This window comes from Hymenobacter elongatus (assembly GCF_004745955.1).
GTDB lineage: Bacteria > Bacteroidota > Bacteroidia > Cytophagales > Hymenobacteraceae > Hymenobacter > Hymenobacter elongatus.
On record NZ_SRLD01000017.1, the window covers coordinates 62,943 to 81,465 of the forward strand.

The following is an 18,523-nucleotide window of genomic DNA, read 5'->3' on the forward strand; positions in this document are numbered from 1 at the left end:
GTAAGAGAAAGGAATGGTATAATCTAATTAGGTTTGGGGTATATTTGTCTAAAAAATGAGTTTAGGGCTTACTATTGGCTGCATCGGAATAGTTATAAAGTGGTACAGTTATACTATCAGGTATAGTGCAAGTTTCAGGAAGCTGCTTTTCGAAAGTCATTGAGTAACGTACTCAGCAGTAGTAAATCGGTATCGGAAACCTGCGGAGCCGTGCGAATCAGATTGATACGCCGCACCAGCAGGTCGACTTGCGGAAGCGGGAGGCCGATTTTCTGAGCCAGTCGGGCGCGGTCTTCGGCCTCGTTCAAATCCAGGCTGGGCTCGTAGAAGCGGGTGCGCAGAAACTCCAGAAACAGGCTGATTTTCTTCTCGGCAATCAGCGCGTGGTTGCTGCTCTGCCGGTACAAACCCGCTACGGTGCGCGTGAACAGCAGCGTGGTGTTGGGTAGGGGCCGCAGCACGGGAATAATGCGCTGCCGCCGCTTGGCTTCAAACAGGACAAATAATACCGTCCCGAGCAGGCTCAGACACAGTGCCCAACGCAACGCATCGTGCGCTAGCAGCACCCGCAGCAGCGACTGTTCGCCCTGGCGACCCTGCTTCTGGTATTCATCCCACCACACTGGCTGACCCACGGGCAAGTAAGAAAGAGCCGCGAAGGCAAAATTGCTGGTGGCAGGCCGCAGCACGAAGTAGTTGGTAAATGCCAGCGGCACCGAGCACAGATACACAAAGCCCCGGCCGTACGGAACCCGCACCAGCACGGCCCGTCCCTGAGCGTCGGCGGCCAATTGGGTGGCCTGCATGCCACTGTCAGGCAGAATGCGGTAGGCGGCTCCCAACGTAGGCAGCCGGAAGCTGCGGCCCGCCGCCCGCATCAAGTTCGCGTTGCTCAGAAAGATCTGTACGGAATCGGTGCGCAGGAGCTCTGAGGTAGGAGTAGTGAGGCGCGGCGTGCCCACAAAGGGCGCGGTGCTAAAGCCCAGCGTATCAGCAAGCGCCGCATCGAACTGCTCTGCGGCAACAAAAATACTGTTGCCGCGGGCCGCATGGCGTAGCAAGGCGCGGGTATCTTCCCGGCTTACCACAAAGCCATCATTGACGAACAGGTAAGTAGCCTTCGGATAGTCAGATTCGGCCAGACCAGCTTCGTAGTCCGAGTCAGTGGTGGCCACCTGGGCGGAATCAGGCTTGCCAGAGGTTTCCGCGAAAGTTTCGTCTGCCCCCGCCGGGTCGTCTGCCGCCTGAGTCACCGTATCGGCATCTACTACCGACTCTTCCTGTTCCAGATACACCTGTTTTTCCGCTACCGGGGCGTTTTCATCTTCGCCCTCCAGTTGGTTGTAGATGGGCAGCCGGATGGGCCGCACGTCACGGGGCGCTACGTGCAGCACCTCGGGTAGCACGTGGTAGAGCACATAGGTGCCGTAGGGGATTTTGTCTTTGTTCTGAAAGGTGGGTTGCCAGTTCAGGGGCTTGGGCCGGTAGTATTCTACGGCCACATACGCGCTAAACAATATAGCCAGCCCCAGCAAATACCAACGAAACGTCGTCATGATTGAGATGGATGAAGGCTAAGCCGCGTGGCGGATGGTGGCGAGCTGGCGTTGAAAATTCAGGCGGGCGTTGTGGGGTATGGCATAGTGCGCCGCCGAAAGATCTTCCTGCTCGCCGTACCATACGTATTCGAACTGCTGGGTAAGCTCCCGAAAAGCCGCCCGCAGACTACTGGCCTTAAGCTCGCGCAGAAAGTCGTGGTTGGTCTTCTCGGGCTGCCACTCGATAAGGGTGTGGTCGGAGAGCTGCTTGAGAACCAGCAGGTAACCCAGGCGCACCGCCAACCGGTAATTGCCAGTAGTTTCGGCTTCGGCTATGAGCGTATCAAAATCCAGGGCGTGAATATCTTCCGTGGCCGTATCATAGAGTAGCGGGTTGCGGCGCGGCGCGCGGCCAAAGGCCCCGGTCAGATCTACCTGAAGCAGCTTTAGCACCACAAACACCAGCGCTACGACCAGTAAGGCATAGATGCCATAGGTCCAGACCACTTTTCCGGCTTTGGTGGCCAACACGTCACTAATCCAGCGCCCCACCTGAGTCCAGAACAAGTCCCAGGCGCTCTGCTCGCTTCTTACTTCCACATAGCGAAACTCGCGCTGTTGCCGAAGCTCGCGCAGCCTACTTGGGGCGGGAGCACGCAGCACCACGGAGGCGTTGCGGTCGGTGGGTAGCGGGTACAGACTAGTGGCCGGCTTCGCCGACCGTGAAGCCTCCAGGCGCTGGCCCACTCCGGGTAGGCTGCAGCACATTATAGCTGCCAGCCCCAAAAAGCGGAAAGCGGAAAAAAGCCGAAGGGTGAGCAGCAGGCGCAACAGCAAAAGACAAACGGAGCGTAAGATTCTGAAAAATGGAGGCAGGCCGCAGGCTTAGTATTCGCCCTCCTCGTCGGCCCGATACTGCTGGTTGGCGGCGGCCACCGGAGCCTGCCCGATACGGTCGACGAGCTGGTGCAAGCCCCGGCCCTCCTTGCGCTCCACCAGATTGAAGTACTGGAAAGCCAGGACTACCAAAAATAGCGGCGTCATGACCAAGCGTAGCAGGCCACCGAATATTGTCAGAAGCACCAGGGGCAGCGTGAGGGCTTCGGGCGACTCGGCGTTCATGCCCACGGCAGTCATCAGCATACCGGCCGGAATTAGCATCGCCCATATAATCAGGGACATAACTATCATCAGCCCGAAGGTAGACCACCACTTGCCCTTAATCAGGTGCAGGCACCGCCGCACGGTGGTCGTGAAGCCGGTGCCTTCCAGTAGCTGCACAATAAAAAACAGCGTCAGCGCAATACTAAGGTAGATGCCGGGTATGACCAATACTACCAAACCAGCCATGACAATAACGGCCAGCCCCAGCAGGGCCAAACCGGAGCGGAAAAAATACTGCTGCACTACGGCCCACACTTCCGCCACGGTTACAGGTTCGGATGGGTCGGCTTTGCGCAGGCGCTGCAGCAGGTAGCCGTACACGGTCAGGATGAACAGGGTGGTTACGCCGAGATTTAGCAGAGTAGTCGGAAAATACAGCGGGTTTTCAAAAACGTTTGCCAACGAGGTGTTAAGCGTGCCAGCTGAAGCAATCTGCTGATTAGCAGTATTTTGTATCGTATACTGCAATATGCCCTGCAGCACCGACTGCACCAATACCGCTGGCAGCACCAGATACAGCATGGCTTTGCCCAGCGGCCGCCAATGGCCCCGAATAAACTCGAACGTGGCACTGAATTTCTGGCCAAAGTCCCGCTCCTGGCGAAAATCAGCTTCCTGGGTAAATGTGGGGTGCATAGGAAATCGTAAAAGGCAATTGGTTATAAGGACTGAGGAAACCGCCTGGCAACTTGCCGCGGATAGACGATGAAATACCAGATGATGAATGCCGCAGAGCTCCCGATAATCAGCAGGCTCAGCAGCAGTGGCATTTCGGTGTGGCGCGTAACGAAGCCTTCGAGAAAGCCCGCTACCACGAAAATAGGCACCAAGCCCAGCGCCAGCTTCAACCCGTCGCGGGCGGCTTGCCGAAAGGCATCGGCGCGGGAGTAGGTGCCCGGAAACAGCAGGCCGCGCCCCATTACCAGGCCCGCGCCACCTGCCAGCACAATGGCCGAAATTTCCAGGGTACCGTGAATCCAGATGGTGAGCAGTGAGGGTAGCAGGACGCCTTTCTGGTAGAAGAAATACTGGAACGAGCCCAGCATCACCCCGTTTCGAAACAGCATGTACACCGTGCCCAGGGCCAGCGTGACGCCCATCGCAAAGGTGACTAAAGCCACGCGGATGTTATTGAACGTGATGTAGAGGAACATCGGCGTCTCGCTCGCACTCTTGTACACGGCCATCGGGTCGCCGCGCTCAATATTTTCCAGGGTCCGGTTCACGTAGTCGTCGCCGAGCACCACGCGCACGAAGGTTTCGTCGTAGGCGGCAGAGAGGGCACCGATGGCGGTAAAGACCAGAAAGATGAGCGCCGCCGTCGCCAGCGTGCGGTGGTGCCGCGCCACGACCAGCGGCAGCTCCAGCTGCCAGAAACGCCGGAATCGGCCGGAGGCCTCCTTTTTGTTTTTATACAGCGCCTGGTGTAGCTTGCCGGTCAGCGCGTTAAGGTAGTGAGTGGTAGGCGAGTCGGGATAGAAGGTCTGGGCGTAGGCCAGGTCGTCGGTCAGCTCGACGAAGCGAGTGGCCAGCTCATCGGGATTGGTAGTCGGCTGGGTTTCGTAGCGCTGCCATTTGGCCTCATTCTGCCGCAGAAATACCGCTTCACGCATAAAAAAAACCGCCTGAAGCGGCACCAGAACTAAAGATAATGCTGCCGGCCGCACGGCAGGTGGTCAAATATAGTCAAATACCTTGCGCGAGCTGGTAGCAGCCTCGCCCCTCCACGGCATTTATTTCATGAGCACAATCCGCATTCAGACCACCCAGAATGTTACGCTGGAATACGAAGTGGCCAGTATAAGCGACCGTATCGGAGCCGCCCTGATCGACTACGCGCTGTACTTTGCGTGGTTTATGGGGTGGGTATTCGTAACGGCGGCACTGAACCTGGACCTTGGCAGCGTCGGGATGTTCCTGGTATTTCTGCCCACCCTCTTTTATCATTTGGCTTGCGAAGTTTTCTTTAACGGGCAAAGCCTGGGCAAAAAAGCGCTGCACAGCAAGGTGGTGCGCCTCGATGGCACGCGCCCGGGCCTCGGCGACTACCTGCTGCGATGGATCCTGCGGCCAATCGATATTTTGTCCACTTCCGGTGCGCTGGCTCTCATTACCATCCTGCTGAACGGGCGCGGGCAGCGGCTCGGCGACCTGGCAGCCGGCACCAGCGTAGTGAGTCTGCGGCCGCGTCGTGCCGCGGCCTCTCCGCTGGCTCCGCCGGCCCCAGCTCCCGGCTACGTGGTTGTGTTCCCGCAGGCCGCCCAGCTCACCGACCACGATGTGGCCCTGGTGCGCCAGTTGCTGGACCGGGGCCTGCAGCAGCAAAATTATCTGCTGCTCAACGAAGTCGCCACCAAAATAAAAGGACTGACTGGTATTCGTACCGACCTGCACGACGAAGCCTTTCTGCGCACGATTCTGCGCGACCACGCCCACATAGCCACCACGGCTTGATGGTAGTTTCGCCAGGCTGCGGCTCCCGGCCCCTTGCTTTGTAGTCTGCGCTGGTCGCAGCAGGCCGCTACTGGCCGCCGGGCAAGTGACTACCGCTTCAGGAATATATTCCAAACGAAAAAGGCCCCTTGCCAGCGTAAGGGGCCTTTTTGAAGGTAAGTGCTAAGGCTGAAAAGCCTCGTGCTTCAGTGTTTATTTCAGCAGAACGCCCCGGCGAGTGCCAGCGGGTGTGCCATCGAGGAGCAGGGTGAAGAAGTACAGGCCTTGGCGCTGCGCGGCGCTATTCCAGCGCACCAGCTGCGCGCCGGCTGCCAGCGTACCAGCATTCAGGGTTTCAACCTGCCGGCCCAGTGCATCCGTCACTACCAGCGTAACCTGGCTGGCGCGGGGCAGGGTGAAGGCCAACTGTGCCTCGCCCGCCATCGGGTTGGGGTAGAGGCTTAGGCCCGTGGCCAGGTCGGCCCGGTCCTGGGTGCCCGTCGTTACGCCGGCTGCGCCCGCCACGGCTATGTCGCGGATGGTACCGCCGTTGCCGATAGGGCCTACTGCCGTAGCTACGCCCGAAGTCAGGTTCAGGGTGTAGAAAGTGCTGTTGGCGGAAGTGCCGGTAGTAGCTACCAAGTACGCCGAGTTAACGCCAACGCCCGTGCTGTAGATATCCATATCCACGTTGGCCGGGCTAACGTTGGCCGTAATGCCGGAGCTGCCTACGGTCGTTAGCTGGCCGTCCATGGGCGGGTTGGCGGTGCTTTGAGTGTTCAGCAGGTTCAGCACCTCATCGTAGGCATAGAGCGTGGTGCCGCTGGTAGCGTTGGCCCCCGTGAAGCTGTTGGTATAGGCCACGGCTCCGATGGTAGGAGTATTGGTGCCGGAAGCATACGCCAGCTGGCCGTCGGTAAACGCCAGAACGCCGGTTACGGGGTTGAGGCGGTAGTTAGTACGGTTAGCGCCTACCACCCGAATCCGGTCTACAGTAGGGTTGAAGTCGAAGCCGATGCTGCCGGTGCCCAGCGCCAGCGCAATACCCGCGCTGGTCGGCGTGGCCACGCCCGTCGCCGCGTTGATGGTATAGAGCTGGCCGGTTTGCGTAGCCGAATTATACCCCAGCGCATAAAGTGCGTTGTTGAGGGGCCGCACGTCCAGGCCCACCAGGGTTTGGGTGGCATCGACGCCCGTAATGCCCACCGACGTACGAATCAGACCGGGCTGGGCCGAGTCGAACGTAAGCATATTGGTGCCGGCCAATGCATATACCAGTTGCCCGGTAATGGCCGGCAGCGTAGTGGGCCGGTCGATGGCAAAGGCAATATCAGATACCAATGTGCCCACCGGGCCGATAACGCCCACGGCCGTCATATTAGCGCCCGTGATAAAGTCCAGGGTGTAGAGCTGCGTGGTGGGAGCAACAGTGGTGCCGCTGGCAATGGTCAGGTACGCGTTGTTGAGCCGGGTCGTGGGGTTGAAGTAGATGTCCAGATCAGTAGCCAGGGCCGTGGCAGTGCTGACCGTCAGCTGGTTCCGGCTGTTGAGCGTGCCATTGTTCGGTGGGTCCTGGGTGGTGTAGCGGCTGGCGGCCTCGTCGATGTCGTAGAGTACCGTGGCGGTGGCTCCAATGAAGGAGTTGGCGTAGGCTACCGATCCGACACCGGGCGTTTGGCCCGCGTTGGCATCCGTGGTGGCATACGACAAGTTGCCATCGATAAAGGCCAGCGCGCCGTTGTTCGGGTTGAGCCGGAAGTTGCTGTTGTTGTTGCCCGTCACCCGGATGCGGTCCACGGTGGGATTGAAGTCGAAGCCAATCCGGTTGGTGGTAGCCCCAAGGTTCAGGGTGAGTGCGGCCCCTACGGTCGTCAGGGCACCGGTGGTGGTATTGAGCGTGTAGAGTTGCGCCTGGGTGCCGGTGGGGTTGTAGCCCAGCGCGAACAGCTGCCCGGTGTTAGGCCGCGAGTCGAGTCCAACCAGCGTCTGGCCGGCTCCCAGACCCGTAATGGGCAGCGTGGCCGTGAAGGTGCCGGGGGCGGTAGCGCTGAAGGTAACCAGCGAAGAAGCCGTGTTGCCGGCCACCGAGGCGAGGCCATACACCGTCTGGGCCGAGGCCGCGCCGGCCGTGAGCGTGAGGGCCGCTAAGCCCAGCATGGCTTTGCCGAAAGCCGGAAATCGAGTAGTAGCTGTCTTTTTCATGATACGAATAGATGGAGTTTAAACAGAAATGAGCGCCAGCTGCAGCCAGCGACCGTTTTGTGCTTTACTCCTACGATGACACAGCCAACTTTGGTTTGGAGTAGCGGGTTTTTAACCTGTCAGTTTTGCCGCTACACCGGACCGCAACTCCCGCCACGTCTGTTTTACCCGTTTCTACAAACAGCAAAAGCGGCTTAATGAGCCGCTTTTGCTGTTTGCAAGGTGTGGATGCCTGCTTACCAGGCTACCGGCTTGCCCTGCCAGGTCACGAAGCTGCCGTTCTCTTCGGCGTGCAGCTGGTCGGTGAGGCGGATGATGCCGCGCGCCGAATCGGCGGCGGGCAGCGCGGCCCCGGTGCCGCCCATATCGGTCCGCATCCAGCCGGGGTCGACCATGATGGAGATGATGCCGGAGTGCCCGGCCTCGGCGGCCAGCGTGCGCATGTACATGTTCATGGCTGCTTTGCTGGCGCTGTAGTGGTAGTGGCTACCGGAGGCCTTCAGCTCCAGCGAGCCCAGCCCCGACGACAGGCTCACGACCCGGCTCTTGTGCCCGGCTTTCAGCAGCGGCAGAAACTGCTGCGCCACCAGCAGCGGCCCCACGGCGTTGGTGCCGAATACCCGCATCGCGTCTTCGTAGCGCAGCTGGCCCAGCTTCTGCGTTTGCGAGTCTTCCTCGATGCCCGAGCCGGGGTGGCCGGGCAGGATGCCGGCGTTGTTGATCAGAATGTCGAGGTGGTCGGTGGCGGCGGCTACCTGCTGGTAAGCGGCCGTCAGCGAACCGGCGTCGGTCACGTCGAGGGGCAGCACGACCAGCTGGCCGGTATGCGCCTGGCCGAGGGCCTGTAGCTCGGTGGCACCATCGGGCTGGCGGGTGGCGGCAAACACCTGGTCGCCGCGCTCCAGGTACTGGCGGGTCAGCTCGAGGCCCAGGCCGCGGTTGGCACCAGTGATGAGAATCGATTTCATAAGGAAAAAGGAAAAGCAGGGACAGTGTGAAACCTGATACCGGCAATGAGCTAGTAGTGGCGTAGTTTAAGAAAAAACAGGTTCTATTGGGAAACCGCCCGGCATGCCGTGGGTTCAGCGGCCGTGGGAATCAACGAGTGTTAGCGTTACTTCCTGCACGTAGTGGGGCTGGGGGGAAGTAGCCTGCGTGCCGTCTTGCCAGGTATGCTTGTCCTTTTGCTTTAGCTGATATAGATAATCGGAGCCTTCTATAAAGCGGAGTTTTACCAGTTGATAAAACTGGGCATCTGTAGGCCTGCCCCGATAAATGGCGGGCACCCAGAGGTTCGGCTGCTTTTGCAAGACGCGCAGCACTTCCTGGTCGCAATCGGAGCTGATGCTTTTTTTCAAGTGTGTAATTTCGCGCGTGCCCATCGGCCCCAACAATGAAGCCAATCAGCATCGTGCCCTCCTTTTGCTGCTGCAAAAAGCTTTGTGGCCATTGGATGGAGTTAGCGATGTTGCTCAAGCGCCGGGGGCCGCTACCCAGGATGTGCGGGGGCCGCGCCAGCCGCTTGAGAAGCCATTCCTCGCCCACCCGGACCAGATAACGGGTTGTATCTTCTTTGATAAAGTCAATCCGACTAGAGTCGTAATCAAACTTCAGCTCCAGCAGTTTGGATTCCTTATCGGCGTAAAAGCTCCACTTGCCTACTCTTTTACCAGCGTCGTCGGTAGCGCCCTGCTCCAAGCTGCTATAGGTGGTACTGAGCTTGTTTACTTTTGATTGCGCCAACAAGTCGGTTGAGCACAGGAATAAGGCAATAGCCAGAAGGGAAGCAACGCGCATACGGTAAGCTTGATAAAACTATAGAGACTCATTTCTTCTAAGGGCTAAAAATAGCACAGCGCCTAATATTTTGGAGCCTTCAGGCTGATGAAAAAATAAAAACGACTCTGTCCCGTCCGGGACAGAGTCGTTTTGGTACAGACAATACTGCGGGGCCTACCCCGCCGCAATGGCCTTGCGCCGGCTTACGTTGGGCAGGCGCTCCCCGCCCTGGGCCAGCAGCGCCTCGTCGCGCTCGGCCTTCTTCACTGTCCAACTCAGCGTGTAGAGGTCCTTGCGCCGGTCGCGCCAGTTGCGCGCTGCCCCGACCCCAGGCGGCTGAGCTGACCGGCATTCACGCCCAGATAGTGCGCCAGGTCGTAGGCCTGGAGCCCAACGTGGGCGTACCGGTCCAAAAGCCAGGAAGCGGTGAGACGACGGGCTGTAGCTTGGCAAGAATAGTAAAGATGCATCCTTGCGTCTTGTCGTTGAACGACAATCGTTGTGCCGGCGCGGCCGACGAGACGCGAATGGTCGTGTCTCTACACCGCTATGCCCTTATCGGGAAAAGGCCCCTGAAAAATAAGGGCGTTTTTCGCCCCCAACCTCCGCTGGCCCGTACGCTCTCGGGAAGGGTAGCGGGTGGTCCGCCTGACCCACTCCTACCCCTGCTTTGCCATGCCCCCGAAAGCAAGCCCGCCCATTGCCACGAGTGAGGTCCGGTTCCGGTCCCTGTTCGACAACACCCCCGAGCTGATTCTCTACCAGAATGAAAAGGCCATCATCCTGGACGCCAACCCGGCCTTTCTCGCCCTAGTCGCCGAACCCAGGGGCCGGGTGGTGGACCACTGCTACGACGATTTTTTGCCGCCGGAGGTGCACGCCCTGTTCCGGCAAAAGCTGGAAGAAGCCTTCGCCGGCAAAACGGTGCGCTTCGATATGTTCGCCGCCCAGGGCAAATCTGCGCCCCGGCACTGGGACGTAGTGAAAATCCCGCTCTGGGAAAACGGCGCCGTGGTCGGGGTCCATATGATTGCCCGCGACATCACCGAAAAAATGCTGGCGCAGCAGGAAATAGTGACCCAAAACCAGGACCTGCAGCAATTTACCTACATCGTGTCGCACAACCTGCGCGCCCCGCTGGCCACCGCCCTGGGCCTGGTCGACCTGCTGGGCACCGAAGAGCCGGACTCCCCTTACTTTGAAGAAACGCGCACCCACCTGCAGGCTAGCCTGCACCAGCTCGACTTGGTGCTGCGCGACATGAACACCATTCTGGCCATTCGGGACCAGAAAAACCTGGCCGAAGCCGAGGCCGTGCCCCTGGCCGAAGTGGTGCAGCAGGTGGTGCAGAACCTGCAGGAAGTGGTGGCCCAGTGCGGGGGCACCGTGCGGGTAGCTATTCCCGCCGACCTCTCGCTGCGGGCCAACCGGGCCTACCTCTACAGCATCTTTTTCAACCTGCTCTCCAATGCCCTCAAGTACCGCGCCGACGAGCGGCCCCTGGAAGTCAGCGTGACGGCCACGGGCGGGGAAGGGAAGGAAACACGGATTACAGTCGCCGACAATGGCTCGGGCTTTGACCAGCAGCAGGCGGGCGACGACGTGTTCAGACTCTACAAGCGGTTTCATCCGCACCGCCCCGGGCGCGGACTGGGTCTGTACCTGACCAAAACCCACGTCGAGAGCATGGGCGGGCATATTTCGGTCCACAGCCGGGTGGCTGAGGGCACGCGCTTTATAATTGTTGTACCTTACTAGGATGGATACTCTCATCATTGACGACAACCCGACGGGTATTTTTTTAACCACCCGCCTGCTGCGCCGCGACGGGCAACCTGCCGATGTGATTACTTCCTTCGTCTCCCCGGTGGAGGCGGTGGCCTTTTTTCGCCAGCAGGGCCCCACCGACGCGCTGCCCCACGTCGTGCTACTGGACCTGAATATGCCCCTACTCAGCGGTTGGGATGTGTTAGACGCCCTCCAACCCCTGGAAGCGCACCTGCTGGGCCGGTGCGTGTTCTATGTTCTGACCTCCTCGCTGGCTCCCGCCGACCAGGCCCGCGCCCGGCAGTACCCCTTGGTGGCGGGCGTCCTGCACAAACCGCTGGATGGGATGACAATTCAGGCAATTCAGGCCCGGGTGCTGGAAACGCTGCCTTCCTGAACCCCTTCGGCCATGTCACAACGCCCTGCCGTGCTGCTCGTGGACGACGACGCGGCCACGAATTATTACAACCAGCGCCTGTTGCAGCGAATGCAGGTGAGCCAGGAAGTGCTGGTGGCCAGCACAGCCGACGACGCGCTGGCCATCCTTAACACCCGCTGCGGACACCCCGCGACGGCCGCCTGCCCCACCTTGATTTTGCTGGACTTCAACATGCCGCTGTTCAACGGCTTCGAGTTCCTGCGCGCCTTCACCCAGCGGCACCCCGCCTTGCCGCAGGCGTTCGTCGTGGTCCTGCTCACCGCGTTGCCCCTCAACCCCCATCTGGTGGAGGACCAGCACCTGCCCGTCACGGCGGTACTGACCAAGCCCCTGACGGCGGAAGCCGTCAATCAGCTACTACGCAATTACTTCGGCGTGTCCTAATTTTTCCTGTCACCCTTCATCTGGCGTACGCTTGCGAAGTACCTTCCTCTGATGCCCTGCTAAACGGGTGTATACGCGTCGCGAAGTGCTTTGCGAGAACGAGGTAGAGATGCGACCCTTCGCGTCTCCGGGACCGCGCCGCGAAGGCATCGTTCAACGCCGAGACGCGAAGGGTCGCGTCTCTACATCCGCCTAATTTTCGCAAGTCACTTCGTGACGCGTATAAATGCACAAAGTCCTTTACCAGCGAACGGTAAAGGACTTTGTGCAGTGAGCAAAGGGTATAGTCCCCTACAGGGAAGGCCCTTCGTTGCGCTCAGGATGACAGGCGGGTTTGGCCTTACCCCGCCGCAATGGCTTTGCGCCGGCTTACTTTGGGCAGGCGCTCTTCGCCCTGGGCCAGCAGCTCGTCGTCGCGGTCGGCCTTTTTCACCGTCCAGCTCAGCGAGTAGAGGTCTTTGCGCCGGTCGCGCAGGTTGCGCACGGCCCCGCTGGTGTTCAGGTCCTTGAGCAGGTCCAGGTCGAGGTCGGCAATCAGGGTCATTTCGGTGTTGGGCGTGGCCTCAGCCACGATGGCATCGTGGGGGAAGGCGAAGTCCGAGGGGCTGAACACGGCGCTCTGGGAGTACTGAATATCCATATTCTCGACCCGCGGCAGGTTGCCCACCGAGCCGGTAATGGCGACGTAGCACTCGTTTTCGATGGCCCGGGCCTGGGCGCAGATCCGCACCCGCTGGTAGGCGTTCTTGGTGTCGGTCCAGAAGGGTACGAACAGGATTTTCATGCCTTCGTCGCTCAGCATGCGCGAGAGCTCGGGGAACTCCACGTCGTAGCACACCAGGATGCCGATTTTGCCGAAGTCGGTATCGAAGCACTTGAGCTTGTCGCCGCCGCGCATGCCCCAGTAGCTGGCCTCGTCGGGGGTGACGTGCAGCTTATACTGCTCGTCCATGGTGCCGTCGCGGCGGCAGAGGAAAGCCACATTGTGGAGCTTGCCATCGAGGTAGACCGGCATCGAGCCGGCCACGATGTTGATGTTGTAGCTCACGGCCAGCTCCATCATCTTGGTTTTGATGGGCTCGGTGAAGGCCGCCATGGCCCGGATAGCCACTGCCGGCGAGTCCTCGTTGGTGAGGGCCATCAGCGGGGCGTTGAAAAACTCCGGAAACATCACGCAGTCGGACTTATAGCCCGACACGGTATCGACGAAGAACTCAATCTGCTGCAACAAGTCTTCCAGGCTGCGCGTGGCCCGCATCTGCCACTGCACGATGCCGATGCGGACGTTGCTTTTCTGGTTGCCGATCAGCTTTTCCTCCTCCTCATAGTACACGTTCAGCCATTCGAGCAGCGTGGCAAAGGCCTTCGATTCGGAGTCGTAGGGCAGGTAGCCGCGAATGATTTTGCGGACGTGAAACTCGTTGGAGAGCTGAAAGGTGAGGATGGGGTCGGTGATTTCCTTGTTACGCACCATTTCCACGTACTTGGCCGGCGTCATCTCGCCGGCGTAGGCCGCATAGCCCGGAATCCGGCCCCCGGCCACCATAGCGCGCAGGTTGAGGTTTTCGCAGAGCTCCTTGCGGGCGTCGTAGAGGCGGCGGCCCAGGCGCAGCGAGCGGTACTCGGGGTCCACGAAAACGTCGACGCCGTAGAGCGTGTCGCCGTCGGGGTTGTGGGTCTGGAACTTGCCGTTGCCGGTGATTTTGGCGTAGGTGTGCCGGTCGCCGAAGTCGGAGTACTGCACGATGATGGCCAGGGCGGCGGCTACCACCTGCCCGTTGTCCTCGATGCAGATCTGCCCCTCGGGGAATTTGCGCACCAAGGCCCCAAACTCCTCGGCCGACCAGGAGCCTTCCATATTGGAGTACACCTTATCCATGATGGCCTTCACGGCCTTGAAGTCGGAGCGGCGCAGCGTGCGCAGCACCAGCTTGTGGGCCGGGATGGCCGTGGGCGTGAGCAGCTCCAGGGCGGTGGCTTTGTCGGGAGAGACTTTTTTAGCGTGGCTGCCGCCGGTTTTGCCAGTTGAAGAAGTGGCCATAATAGTAGACGGAGAGAAGAGACGAAAAGGGAAAAACAAAGGTAGGCATTGCACCCGCAGCCAGCACCCGCCAGCTGCGCCGCTTCGGCTACGCCCCGGTATACGGCAACCAACGGGCAGTAGCTGGTAAGTGCCGGTAACCGCCGCGCCCGGGGCCGCAAGCCCCACGGTAGGAGCCGTAAAAGCCAACCGGCCGGGCTCCTGGGCAAGGAACCCGGCCGGTGTTGGTCAGGGGCTAGTGGCCGATAAGGAGCTACAACACCATTTCGGGCACGCCAGCGGCCGGAATTATCAGCTTGCCGGCCGTAGCTGCCTGAATCTGCTCCACGCTCACGCCCGGAGCCCGCTCGCGCAGCACGAAGCCGTCAGGCGTTACATCCAGCACGGCCAGCTCGGTCACGATTTTCTTCACGCAGCGCAGCCCCGTGATGGGCAGCGTGCAGGCCGGCAGCAGTTTGCTGCTGCCATCCTTGGCTACGTGCTGCATGGCCACGATGATGTTTTTGGCGGAAGCCACGAGGTCCATAGCGCCGCCCATGCCTTTCACCATCTTGCCGGGGATCTTCCAGTTGGCGATGTCGCCGTTTTCGGAAACCTCCATGGCGCCCAGAATGGTCAGGTCGACGTGCTCGCCGCGAATCATGCCGAATGAGTCGGCGGAGCTGAAGAGGCTGGAGCCGGGCAGCGTAGTCACGGTCTGCTTGCCGGCGTTGATGAGGTCGGGGTCCACTTCGGCGTCGGTGGGGAAGGGGCCCATACCGAGCAAGCCGTTTTCACTTTGCAGCTCCACGTTGATACCCTCGGGAATGTAGTTGGCTACCAGCGTGGGAATGCCGATGCCGAGGTTGACGTAGGAGTTGTTTTGTACTTCTTGCGCAATGCGCTTGGCGATGCCGTGTTTGTCTAGTGCCATGGTGGGTTTTGGTAGGGCGGTCATTCCGAGCTTGCCGAGGAATCTCGCGTGCTGACAGTTGATTACTACTCTGAAGTCAGCACGCGAGATTTCTCGGCAAGCTCGGAATGACGTTCTGATTTTATACGTAACGACTAGGCCCGCACCGTGCGCTGCTCGATGCGCTTTTCGTAGTTTCTGCCCTCAAAAATGCGCTGCACAAAGATGCCGGGCGTGTGAATCTGATTGGGGTCCAGCTCGCCGGCGGGCACCAGCTCTTCCACTTCGGCCACTGTTATTTTGCCGGCCGTGGCCATCATGGGGTTGAAGTTGCGGGCCGTGCCTTTGAAAATCAGGTTGCCGGCCGTGTCGCCTTTCCAGGCCTTCACGAAAGCAAAATCGGCGTGCAAGGCGGTTTCGAGCAGGTACATCTTGCCGTTGAACTCGCGGCTTTCTTTGCCCTCGCCAACCTCCGTACCGTAGCCGGCCGGCGTGAAAAAGGCCGGAATACCCGCGCCCCCGGCCCGGCACCGCTCGGCCAGCGTGCCCTGCGGAATCAGCTCTACTTCCAGCTCGCCGCTCAGCAGCTGGCGCTCAAACTCGGCATTCTCGCCTACGTAGCTGGAAATCATCTTTTTCACCTGCTTGGTTTGCAGCAGCAAGCCAATGCCAAAATCATCGACACCAGCATTATTGCTGATACAAACCAGGTTTTTGACGCCGAGGCGCAGGATTTCCTGAATGGAGTTTTCGGGAATGCCGCACAGACCGAAGCCGCCGAGCATCAGCGTCATGCCATCGGTGAGACCGTGCAGCGCCGCTTGGGCATCGGCTACAACTTTGTTAATCATGGGGAGAGGGTGGGTGTTTGGGGGCCTAAAATAGCAAGATGCCCGCGAGTAGCCGCCGCCGGGACCTGAAAAGAACCAGGGCCTGCTCATCCGCCACGGGAGAAGCAGGCCCCAGACCAGTGCAAAATCAGTCAGCCTCAGCCCCCCACCAAGTGGCGGCGGGCGTCGTCGGCATCTTGGGCAAGCTGGGCTTTGAGCGCATCAAGGCCACTGAATTTCTGCTCATCGCGCAGCCGGGCTACCAGCTGCAGCGTGAGGAGCTGGCCGTATAAGTCACCCGTAAAATCGAGCAGGTGTACTTCGATAGTTTGAGCCAACGCACCGCCCACCGTGGGCCGCACGCCAATATTGAGCATGCCCGGCTCCACGGTGCCGGCCTGGGTAGTGGCCAGCACGGCGTACACGCCCCGGGCCGGAATCTGCTTCAGGGGTTCCGGCAGCTGTAGGTTAGCGGTAGGGTAGCCAATGGTGCGGCCCAACTGCTGACCCTGCACTACCAGGCCGGTGAGCGGGTAGCTGTAGCCCAGGTAGCGGTTGGCAGTCAGGATGTCGCCCGCTTCCAGGGCGCGGCGGATGCGGGTGCTGCTCACGCCCACGGCCGCTACGTCTTCGCGCGGAATCTCCTCGACTTCCATGCCGTAGCGGTCGGCATTCTGGCTCAGGTACTCGAAGCCGCCCTCTCGGTTTTTGCCGAACCGGTGGTCGTAGCCAATCACCAGCTTGCGCGTGCCCACGGTATCGAGCAGTAGTTGTTGAATGTATTCTTCGGAAGAAAGCTCGGAGAATTCCTTGGTGAAGCGTACAATCAGCAGGTAGTCGACCCCGAACTTTTCCAGGTACTCAATTCGCTCGTCCAGCGTGGAAAGCAGGTGCAAATCGAGTGGCTGCGGGTGGGCCAGGGGCGGAGCCAGCACCAGTCGTGGGTGGGGCCAGTAGGTAATCACGACCGACGGCCCGCCGGTTTGCCGGGCTACTTCCAGCAGGCGGCGCAGTATTTTCTGGTGCCCCAGGTGCACCCCGTCGAACGTGCCGGTCGTGACCGTAGCGTTGTGGAGGTGCGGAAACTGCGCCGGGTCACGAAATACCTGCATCGGAAGAACTATCAGGGGAGGGGGAATCCGCAGCCGGAGCTACGTAAGCCTGAATACGACGGCGGGGTTTGTTTCGGTTCGGGTGCGGCGGGCGGGCTTCGTCCGTATCGGCGGCCCCGGCGGGGCGGGGCGGGCGCAGAGCCTGCACTGCCTCCAACGACAGCGCATCGGCCACGTGGTAGTCCCCGATGCGGGTGCGAACCAAGGCGCTAAGGTGGGCGCCGCAGCCCAGGTGCTGGCCAAAGTCGCGGGCCAGGCTCCGGATGTAGGTGCCTTTGGTGCACACCACTCGAAACTGCACTTCCGGCAGCGCGATGCTGGTCAGCTCGAACACCTTAATCGTGACTTCCTTGGACTTGATTTCGGCCGTGTCGCCGCGCCGCGCCAGCTCATAGGCGCGTTCCCCGTTCACTTTCACGGCCGAGTAAAGCGGCGGTGTCTGCTGCAGCAGGCCGGTGAAAGCCTCGGCGGCGGCGTGCAGTGCCTCGGGCGTGAGGTGCTCGAAGGGCAGCTCCGCATCCACGGGCGTTTCCAGATCGAACGACGGTGTGGTCTGGCCCAGGCGGAAGGTGCCGGTATATTCCTTTTCCTGGGCCTGAATCAGGTCGATCTGCTTGGTTAGCTTGCCGGTGCACAGAATGAGCAGGCCGGTTGCCAAGGGGTCGAGCGTGCCGGCGTGGCCGATTTTCTTGATGCGCAGCGTGTTTTTTACCTTGCGCACCACATCGAAGGAGGTCCAGGTCAGGGGTTTGTCGAGCAGCAGAATTTCGCCGGCTTCAAAATCAAACGTACGGGGGAGCAGATCTTCGCTCATACCAATTGCAGGTTAATGCCCAGCGCGAGCATAATCAGGAGCAGGCCGCCCACGATGATGCGGTAGATACCGAAAGCGCGAAAGCCGTATTTGGTGATAAAGCTCACAAAGAAGCGGATGGCCAGCAGCGCCACGACGAACGCCACCGCATTGCCGAACAGCAGCTGCTTGATTTGCTCGCCGGTCAGGGCCGGATTGTCCTGGTAATAGTCCAGAATATCTTTGGCGGCCGCGGCGGCCATCGTAGGCATAGCCAGGAAAAAGGCGAATTCGGCGGCGGCCTTGCGGGTCAGGCGCTGGGTGAGGCCGCCAATGATGGTGGCCGCCGAGCGACTCACGCCCGGCACCACGGCCAGGCACTGAAACACGCCAATGGTGAAGGCCTGCCGAAACGTAGGCGTCGTCACGGGGTGCTCACCCGTGGCCGGGTCGCCCTGCGGAAACCAGCGGTCCACGAAGAGCAGCACCACGCCCCCGAACATCAGCATAAACGCCACCACCGGCACCGATTCGAGTAGCACATCGATGTATTTCTTCAGCGAGAGGCCCACCACGATAATCGGCAGAAAGGCCACCAGCAGCTTGAGGTAGAAGTCGACGTTCTGGAAAAAGCGCCGCCAGTACACGGCAAACACCGACAGAATAGCGCCCAGCTGGATAACAACCAGAAACAGCTTGGTGAAAGCCGTGGTCGGAATGCCCAGCAGCGCCGAGGCAATAATCATGTGGCCCGTGCTGGAAATCGGCAGAAACTCAGTCAGTCCTTCTACGATGGCCAGGAGCAGGGCGTGCCAGTAACTCATCTACGGACGCTTATAGGTAGGCGCAACCGGCGCAACCGGCGCCACGGGTTTCGGCGCGGTTTCGGCGCGGGTAATGGTGTCGGTAGCGGCGGGCGGCGGCGTGCCGGGCTTGGCCATGATGGCCCAGAACTCGATGATGAACCCTACGGCCAGCAAAATCGGGCCGAGCGTGATGCCCAGGAACCCTTCGCCATAGTCGGCCGAGTCGAGGGTCATGGTGACGAAGCCGGCGGCCAGCAGGGCCAGCCCGAGCCACATCAGGCGGTAGTTGCGTGGCCCGAAGGCGAAGCGGGGAGTCTGGTTGTGTTCCATTGAGTACTGAAAA

The 18,523-nt window shown here is 60.3% G+C and carries 19 protein-coding genes; 5 read left to right on the forward strand and 14 right to left on the reverse strand.

From position 1 onward, the window contains the following. Positions 1-134: 134 nt before the first annotated feature. The 4 genes from E5J99_RS10320 to E5J99_RS10335 form a co-directional block, all read right to left on the reverse strand. Positions 135-1,556: a DUF4350 domain-containing protein gene (locus E5J99_RS10320; protein ID WP_135497649.1), complete on the reverse strand. Its 1,422-nt coding sequence runs from the start codon at positions 1,554-1,556 to the stop codon at positions 135-137. An 18-nt stretch (positions 1,557-1,574) separates the two neighbouring features. After that, the gene (locus E5J99_RS10325; protein ID WP_167852068.1) at positions 1,575-2,285 is read right to left on the reverse strand and encodes a DUF4129 domain-containing protein; all 711 of its coding nucleotides are present in this window, start codon (positions 2,283-2,285) and stop codon (positions 1,575-1,577) included. Between the two features lie 138 nt (positions 2,286-2,423). Continuing rightward, positions 2,424-3,338 carry a hypothetical protein gene (locus tag E5J99_RS10330; RefSeq protein WP_135497651.1) on the reverse strand — a complete coding sequence of 305 codons (915 nt, stop codon included), beginning with the start codon at positions 3,336-3,338 and terminating at the stop codon, positions 2,424-2,426. 23 nt (positions 3,339-3,361) lie between these two features. Continuing rightward, complete coding sequence (locus E5J99_RS10335) at positions 3,362-4,315, reverse strand: stage II sporulation protein M (RefSeq protein ID WP_135497652.1); 954 nt, start codon at positions 4,313-4,315, stop codon at positions 3,362-3,364. 127 nt (positions 4,316-4,442) lie between these two features. Between E5J99_RS10335 and E5J99_RS10340 the strand changes: the two genes are divergently transcribed. Beyond that, positions 4,443-5,156 carry an RDD family protein gene (locus E5J99_RS10340; protein ID WP_135497653.1) on the forward strand — a complete coding sequence of 238 codons (714 nt, stop codon included), beginning with the start codon at positions 4,443-4,445 and terminating at the stop codon, positions 5,154-5,156. A 192-nt stretch (positions 5,157-5,348) separates the two neighbouring features. Here E5J99_RS10340 and E5J99_RS10345 read toward each other — a convergent pair whose 3' ends face one another. The 3 genes from E5J99_RS10345 to E5J99_RS21250 all read right to left on the reverse strand — a co-directional run bounded on the left by E5J99_RS10345 (position 5,349) and on the right by E5J99_RS21250 (position 8,695). Beyond that, on the reverse strand, positions 5,349-7,337 hold the full coding sequence (locus E5J99_RS10345) for a DUF4394 domain-containing protein (protein ID WP_135497654.1): 1,989 nt from the start codon (positions 7,335-7,337) through the stop codon (positions 5,349-5,351). Positions 7,338-7,573: 236 nt separating this feature from the next. Continuing rightward, positions 7,574-8,305 carry an SDR family oxidoreductase gene (locus E5J99_RS10350; protein ID WP_135497655.1) on the reverse strand — a complete coding sequence of 244 codons (732 nt, stop codon included), beginning with the start codon at positions 8,303-8,305 and terminating at the stop codon, positions 7,574-7,576. A 114-nt stretch (positions 8,306-8,419) separates the two neighbouring features. Continuing rightward, the gene (locus E5J99_RS21250; RefSeq protein ID WP_167852069.1) at positions 8,420-8,695 is read right to left on the reverse strand and encodes a hypothetical protein; all 276 of its coding nucleotides are present in this window, start codon (positions 8,693-8,695) and stop codon (positions 8,420-8,422) included. Positions 8,696-8,711: 16 nt separating this feature from the next. Between E5J99_RS21250 and E5J99_RS21255 the strand changes: the two genes are divergently transcribed. The 4 genes from E5J99_RS21255 to E5J99_RS10370 all read left to right on the forward strand — a co-directional run bounded on the left by E5J99_RS21255 (position 8,712) and on the right by E5J99_RS10370 (position 11,706). Continuing rightward, positions 8,712-9,071 (forward strand): hypothetical protein, encoded by a 360-nt coding sequence (locus tag E5J99_RS21255; protein ID WP_167852070.1) that lies wholly within the window; start codon positions 8,712-8,714, stop codon positions 9,069-9,071. 720 nt (positions 9,072-9,791) lie between these two features. Beyond that, the gene (locus E5J99_RS10360; protein WP_135497657.1) at positions 9,792-10,874 is read left to right on the forward strand and encodes a sensor histidine kinase; all 1,083 of its coding nucleotides are present in this window, start codon (positions 9,792-9,794) and stop codon (positions 10,872-10,874) included. A 1-nt stretch (position 10,875) separates the two neighbouring features. Then, the gene (locus E5J99_RS10365) at positions 10,876-11,280 is read left to right on the forward strand and encodes a response regulator (RefSeq protein ID WP_135497658.1); all 405 of its coding nucleotides are present in this window, start codon (positions 10,876-10,878) and stop codon (positions 11,278-11,280) included. A 12-nt stretch (positions 11,281-11,292) separates the two neighbouring features. Continuing rightward, a complete protein-coding gene (locus E5J99_RS10370; protein WP_135497659.1) occupies positions 11,293-11,706 on the forward strand; it encodes a response regulator in 414 nt (137 codons plus the stop codon). Positions 11,707-12,046: 340 nt separating this feature from the next. Here E5J99_RS10370 and E5J99_RS10375 read toward each other — a convergent pair whose 3' ends face one another. From E5J99_RS10375 to E5J99_RS10405, 7 genes are all read right to left on the reverse strand, one after another. Further along, positions 12,047-13,585, reverse strand: a complete 1,539-nt coding sequence (locus E5J99_RS10375) for a carbon-nitrogen hydrolase family protein (RefSeq protein ID WP_394345947.1) — start codon at positions 13,583-13,585, stop codon at positions 12,047-12,049. 415 nt (positions 13,586-14,000) lie between these two features. After that, positions 14,001-14,660 carry a CoA transferase subunit B gene (locus E5J99_RS10380; RefSeq protein WP_135497661.1) on the reverse strand — a complete coding sequence of 220 codons (660 nt, stop codon included), beginning with the start codon at positions 14,658-14,660 and terminating at the stop codon, positions 14,001-14,003. Between the two features lie 134 nt (positions 14,661-14,794). After that, the gene (locus E5J99_RS10385; protein ID WP_135497662.1) at positions 14,795-15,490 is read right to left on the reverse strand and encodes a CoA transferase subunit A; all 696 of its coding nucleotides are present in this window, start codon (positions 15,488-15,490) and stop codon (positions 14,795-14,797) included. A 137-nt stretch (positions 15,491-15,627) separates the two neighbouring features. Next, complete coding sequence (locus E5J99_RS10390; RefSeq protein WP_135497663.1) at positions 15,628-16,581, reverse strand: bifunctional riboflavin kinase/FAD synthetase; 954 nt, start codon at positions 16,579-16,581, stop codon at positions 15,628-15,630. Continuing rightward, complete coding sequence (truB, locus tag E5J99_RS10395) at positions 16,565-17,395, reverse strand: tRNA pseudouridine(55) synthase TruB (protein WP_135497664.1); 831 nt, start codon at positions 17,393-17,395, stop codon at positions 16,565-16,567. The genes E5J99_RS10390 and truB overlap by 17 nt, the downstream gene beginning before the upstream one ends. Beyond that, positions 17,392-18,198: an undecaprenyl-diphosphate phosphatase gene (locus tag E5J99_RS10400; RefSeq protein ID WP_135497665.1), complete on the reverse strand. Its 807-nt coding sequence runs from the start codon at positions 18,196-18,198 to the stop codon at positions 17,392-17,394. The genes truB and E5J99_RS10400 overlap by 4 nt, the downstream gene beginning before the upstream one ends. Beyond that, complete coding sequence (locus E5J99_RS10405) at positions 18,199-18,510, reverse strand: DUF3098 domain-containing protein (RefSeq protein ID WP_135497666.1); 312 nt, start codon at positions 18,508-18,510, stop codon at positions 18,199-18,201. Positions 18,511-18,523 lie beyond the last annotated feature (13 nt).

What these genes read in the sequence shown, in the direction of transcription:
- E5J99_RS10360 (WP_135497657.1), top strand. Translation starts at nt 9,792, where the DNA reads ATGCCCCCGAAAGCAAGCCCGCCCATTGCCACGAGTGAGGTCCGGTTC.
- E5J99_RS10375 (WP_394345947.1), bottom strand. Translation starts at nt 13,585, where the DNA reads ATGGATAAGGTGTACTCCAATATGGAAGGCTCCTGGTCGGCCGAGGAG.
- E5J99_RS10340 (WP_135497653.1), top strand. Translation starts at nt 4,443, where the DNA reads ATGAGCACAATCCGCATTCAGACCACCCAGAATGTTACGCTGGAATAC.
- E5J99_RS10320 (WP_135497649.1), bottom strand. Translation starts at nt 1,556, where the DNA reads ATGACGACGTTTCGTTGGTATTTGCTGGGGCTGGCTATATTGTTTAGC.
- E5J99_RS10380 (WP_135497661.1), bottom strand. Translation starts at nt 14,660, where the DNA reads ATGGCACTAGACAAACACGGCATCGCCAAGCGCATTGCGCAAGAAGTA.
- E5J99_RS10400 (WP_135497665.1), bottom strand. Translation starts at nt 18,198, where the DNA reads ATGAGTTACTGGCACGCCCTGCTCCTGGCCATCGTAGAAGGACTGACT.
- E5J99_RS10385 (WP_135497662.1), bottom strand. Translation starts at nt 15,490, where the DNA reads ATGATTAACAAAGTTGTAGCCGATGCCCAAGCGGCGCTGCACGGTCTC.
- E5J99_RS10350 (WP_135497655.1), bottom strand. Translation starts at nt 8,305, where the DNA reads ATGAAATCGATTCTCATCACTGGTGCCAACCGCGGCCTGGGCCTCGAG.
- E5J99_RS10405 (WP_135497666.1), bottom strand. Translation starts at nt 18,510, where the DNA reads ATGGAACACAACCAGACTCCCCGCTTCGCCTTCGGGCCACGCAACTAC.
- E5J99_RS10365 (WP_135497658.1), top strand. Translation starts at nt 10,876, where the DNA reads ATGGATACTCTCATCATTGACGACAACCCGACGGGTATTTTTTTAACC.
- E5J99_RS10390 (WP_135497663.1), bottom strand. Translation starts at nt 16,581, where the DNA reads ATGCAGGTATTTCGTGACCCGGCGCAGTTTCCGCACCTCCACAACGCT.
- E5J99_RS10335 (WP_135497652.1), bottom strand. Translation starts at nt 4,315, where the DNA reads ATGCGTGAAGCGGTATTTCTGCGGCAGAATGAGGCCAAATGGCAGCGC.
- E5J99_RS10345 (WP_135497654.1), bottom strand. Translation starts at nt 7,337, where the DNA reads ATGAAAAAGACAGCTACTACTCGATTTCCGGCTTTCGGCAAAGCCATG.
- truB (WP_135497664.1), bottom strand. Translation starts at nt 17,395, where the DNA reads ATGAGCGAAGATCTGCTCCCCCGTACGTTTGATTTTGAAGCCGGCGAA.
- E5J99_RS10330 (WP_135497651.1), bottom strand. Translation starts at nt 3,338, where the DNA reads ATGCACCCCACATTTACCCAGGAAGCTGATTTTCGCCAGGAGCGGGAC.
- E5J99_RS10370 (WP_135497659.1), top strand. Translation starts at nt 11,293, where the DNA reads ATGTCACAACGCCCTGCCGTGCTGCTCGTGGACGACGACGCGGCCACG.